General features: G+C 70.1%; 3 protein-coding genes and 1 pseudogene. 3 read left to right on the forward strand and 1 reads right to left on the reverse strand.

The window, feature by feature from the left end; genetic code table 11:
* A partial coding sequence (locus tag AC1D01_RS25695; RefSeq protein WP_477871400.1) for an ABC transporter transmembrane domain-containing protein occupies positions 1-615 on the reverse strand: 615 nt, incomplete at its 3' end.
* A gap of 155 nt (positions 616-770) precedes the next feature.
* Here AC1D01_RS25695 and AC1D01_RS25700 point away from each other — a divergent pair.
* From AC1D01_RS25700 to AC1D01_RS25710, 3 genes and pseudogenes are all read left to right on the forward strand, one after another.
* Entirely contained in the window at positions 771-1259 is a 489-nt protein-coding gene (locus AC1D01_RS25700; protein ID WP_477871402.1) for a MarR family winged helix-turn-helix transcriptional regulator, read from the forward strand.
* A 117-nt stretch (positions 1260-1376) separates the two neighbouring features.
* The gene (locus AC1D01_RS25705) at positions 1377-2861 is read left to right on the forward strand and encodes an efflux transporter outer membrane subunit (protein WP_477871403.1); all 1485 of its coding nucleotides are present in this window, start codon (positions 1377-1379) and stop codon (positions 2859-2861) included.
* 48 nt (positions 2862-2909) lie between these two features.
* A pseudogene (locus AC1D01_RS25710) lies at positions 2910-3488 on the forward strand (EmrA/EmrK family multidrug efflux transporter periplasmic adaptor subunit); the annotation flags it as partial.

The raw sequence follows: 3488 nt of genomic DNA on the forward strand, positions 1-3488 counted from the left end.
GTCCTGGCTGGCGCGCGACAGCTTGCGCACGCGCCGCCCGAAGTACAGCGACGGCAGCACCACGATCACCAGGATGCCCAGCACCTGCGTCATCACCAGCGGGTTGGTGATGATCAGCATCAGCATCGCGCCCAGGCCCATCACCGTGTTGCGCAGCCCCATGCTGAGGCTGGAGCCGACGACGGTCTGCACCAGCGTCGTGTCGGTGGTCAGCCGCGACAGCACCTCGCCGGTCTGCGTGGTCTCGAAGAACTCCGGGCTCTGCTCGATGACGTGGGCGTAGACGGCACTGCGCAGGTCGGCCGTGACGCGCTCGCCGAGCCAGGTCACCATGTAGAAGCGGGCCGCCGAGAACACGCCGAGCGCCGCGCCGACGCCGAACAGCGCGAAGAAGTGGCCGCGCAGCGCCAGCAGGCGCTCGCCCGGATCGGAGGCGACCAGCCCCTGGTCGATCAGCGATTTCAGCGCGGCCGGGAACACCAGCGTCGCGACCGCCGCCATCACCAGGAAGACGACCGCCAGCCCGATGCGCCCCCAGTAGGGCCGCAGGAACGGCAGCAGCCCGCTGAGGGATCGAACGTCGCGACCGGGCGCTGGTGTGGGGGAGTTGGGCATCGGGGGTGTCCGTGGGACAGGCTGCGGCAAAAAACCGCCACGCACTGTAGCTGAACCCGGCTGAACCCGGCCAGGGCAAAGGCGGCCTTGACAATGACTGCCTAAGCAAATAAAGTCCAGGCATCGAGATAGCCAACGGACCCCATCCGACCGCCATGAGCCGCAGCCCCGTCCCCGCCGATTTCTACAACCGCGACGCGTACTGCGCCGAGGAGAGCGTGGGCTACCTGATGAAGCGGATCATGCTGTCGATCAGCTCCCAGGTCGACAGCAAGCTGGGCGCGCACGGCCTGACCAGCGCGCAGTGGGGCCCGCTGTTCAAGGTCTTCCACTCGGGCCACGGCAAGGCGACGGTCGCCGAGCTGGCGCGCTGGCTGCAGGCCGATGCGGGCGCCACCACGCGCCTGCTCGACCGGCTGGAGCGCAAGGGCCTGTGCAAGCGGGTGCGCAGCACCGAAGACCGCCGGGTCGTCGAGATCGAGCTGACGCCGGAAGGCGAGGCCTCGATCGCCGAGGTCCCTGCCGTCCTGGCCGAGGTGCTCAATGCCCATCTGGCCGGTTTCTCGAAGACCGAATGGCAGGCGCTGAAGCTGTACCTGCAGCGCATGCTGGCCAACGGAGAGGCGTTGCGCGACGAGACCTGATCTCCCTCGCGCAACCCCCAAAGACAAACAAAAGTTGAACGAGGTGGACCCATGCCATCCCAATGCCTGCCTGAGCAAATACAGCCGAAACAATCATCTGACAGAAAGTCTGGTCTCATGTCCGCGATCCCTTCCCTGCAGACCCTGCGCTCGCACCGCGAGCTTCCGGCGCTGACCGCGCTGGTGGTGGCCCTGGCGTCCACGCTGGTGCTGACGCTGGCCGGCTGCGCCAGCACCAACGGCATCGCGCCGGGCGCGAAGCTGGTCGAGCCGGCCGCGGTCGGCCTGGCCGAGAAGGCCGACGCCGCCTCGCCGGCGGTGGACGCCAGCTGGTGGCAATCGTTCGGCGACCCTTCGCTGAACGGCCTGGTCGACAAGGCGCTGACCGGCAGCCCGAGCCTCAAGGTGGCGCAAGCGCGCATCACGCGGGCTCAGGCCGCGATCGACAACGTGGCGGCGGCCGACGGCCTGCAGGTCACCGGCCAGTTCGATGCCACCCGCCAGCGCTTCACCGAGAACGGCCTGGTGCCGCCCCCGATCGGCGGCACGATGCAGACCACCGCGACGCTGCAGGCCGCTGCCTCGTGGGAGTTCGATTTCTTCGGCCGCAACCGCGCCGCGCTCGACGCCGCCCTCGGCAGCCAGCGTGCGCAAGAGGCCGAGCTGCAGGCCGCCCGCGTGCTGCTGGCCGCCAACGTCTCGCGCAACTACGTGCAGCTGGCGCGCCTGCTCGAGCAGCGCGATGTCGCGACCCGCTCGCTGCAGCAGCGCGACGACATCCTCGCGCTGATCCGCCAGCGCGTGCAGGCCGGGCTCGACACCACCGTCGAGCTGCGCCAGGGCGAGGGCGCCTTGCCCGAAACCCGCCAGCAGGTCGAGGCGCTGAACGAGCAGATCGCGCTGACCCGCCACGCGCTGGCCGCGCTGACGGCGCAGGCGCCGAACGCGCTCGACACGCTGAGCCCGCGCCTGCAGCCGGTGCAGGCCGTGCCGCTGCCGGCCAACGTGCCGGCCGACCTGCTGGGCCGCCGCGCCGACATCAGCGCCGCGCGCTGGCGTGTCGAGGCGGCCACCAGCGACGTCAAGTCCGCGCGCGCCCAGTTCTACCCGAACGTCAGCCTCACGGGCTTCGCCGGCTTCTCGAGCATCGGCCTGGACAACCTGCTGAAGTCCGACAGCCAGCAGTACGGCATCGGCCCGGCGATCCGCCTGCCGATCTTCGACGGCGGCCGGCTGCGCGCCAACCTGCGCGGCAAGTCGGCCGACCTCGATGCCGCGATCGAGAGCTACAACGCCGCCGTGCTCGACGCGGTGCGCGACGTGGCCGACCAGATCAGCTCGCTGCAGTCGATCGAGCGCCAGCAGAAGGAACAGGCCAATGCCCAGGCCTCGGCCGAAGCGGCCTACGACATCGCGACGCAGCGCTACAAGGCCGGCCTCGGCACCTACCTGGTCGTGCTGAACGCCGAGTCGACGGTGCTGACGCAGCGCCGCCTGGGCACCGACCTGAAGGCGCGCGCGCTCGACACGCAGGTGGCGCTGATCCGCTCGCTGGGCGGCGGCTATGTGGCCGCGCCGTTGCGCAGCGCGCAGGCCTCCTGATCCCGACCCGATTTCGTACAAACACAGCAAGACCTCGGAGAACCTTTCATGACCTCCCCGCAAGACAACACCGCTCCCGCAGTCACCGGCAACCCGACCCGCAAGAAGGCCCTGACCGCCGTGGCCGCCGCCGTCGCCGTGATCGGCGTGGCCTACGGCGCCTACTACGCGCTGGTGCTGAACCACTACGAGACGACCGACAACGCCTACGTGCAGGGCAACGTCGTGCAGCTGACCCCGCAGGTCGGCGGCACCGTGCTCGCGATCAATGCCGACGACACCGACTTCGTGAAGGCCGGCCAGCCGCTCGTCAGGCTCGACCCGGCCGATGCRCAGGTCGCGCTCGACCAGGCCGAAGCCCAGCTCGCGCAGACGGTGCGCGAGGTGCGCACGCTGTTCGCGAACAACTCGACGCTGAAGGCGCAGATCGCGCTGCGCGAGGCCGACCTGGCCCGTGCGCAGGCCGACCTGCAGCGTTCGCAGGACGACGTGAACCGCCGCGCCCCGCTGGTCGCGAGCGGCGCTGTCGGCAAGGAAGAGTTCAACCACGCGAACGCGCAACTCGCCGCGTCGAAGAGCGCCGTCGCGGCCGCGCAATCGGCCTCGCTGGCCGCGCGCGAGCAGCTC

This window comes from Rhizobacter sp. P3_B12 (assembly GCF_056402895.1).

Excerpts from the sequence above, each read along its gene's own strand:
- AC1D01_RS25705 (WP_477871403.1), top strand. The coding sequence starts at position 1,377 with ATGTCCGCGATCCCTTCCCTGCAGACCCTGCGCTCGCACCGCGAGCTT.
- AC1D01_RS25700 (WP_477871402.1), top strand. The coding sequence starts at position 771 with ATGAGCCGCAGCCCCGTCCCCGCCGATTTCTACAACCGCGACGCGTAC.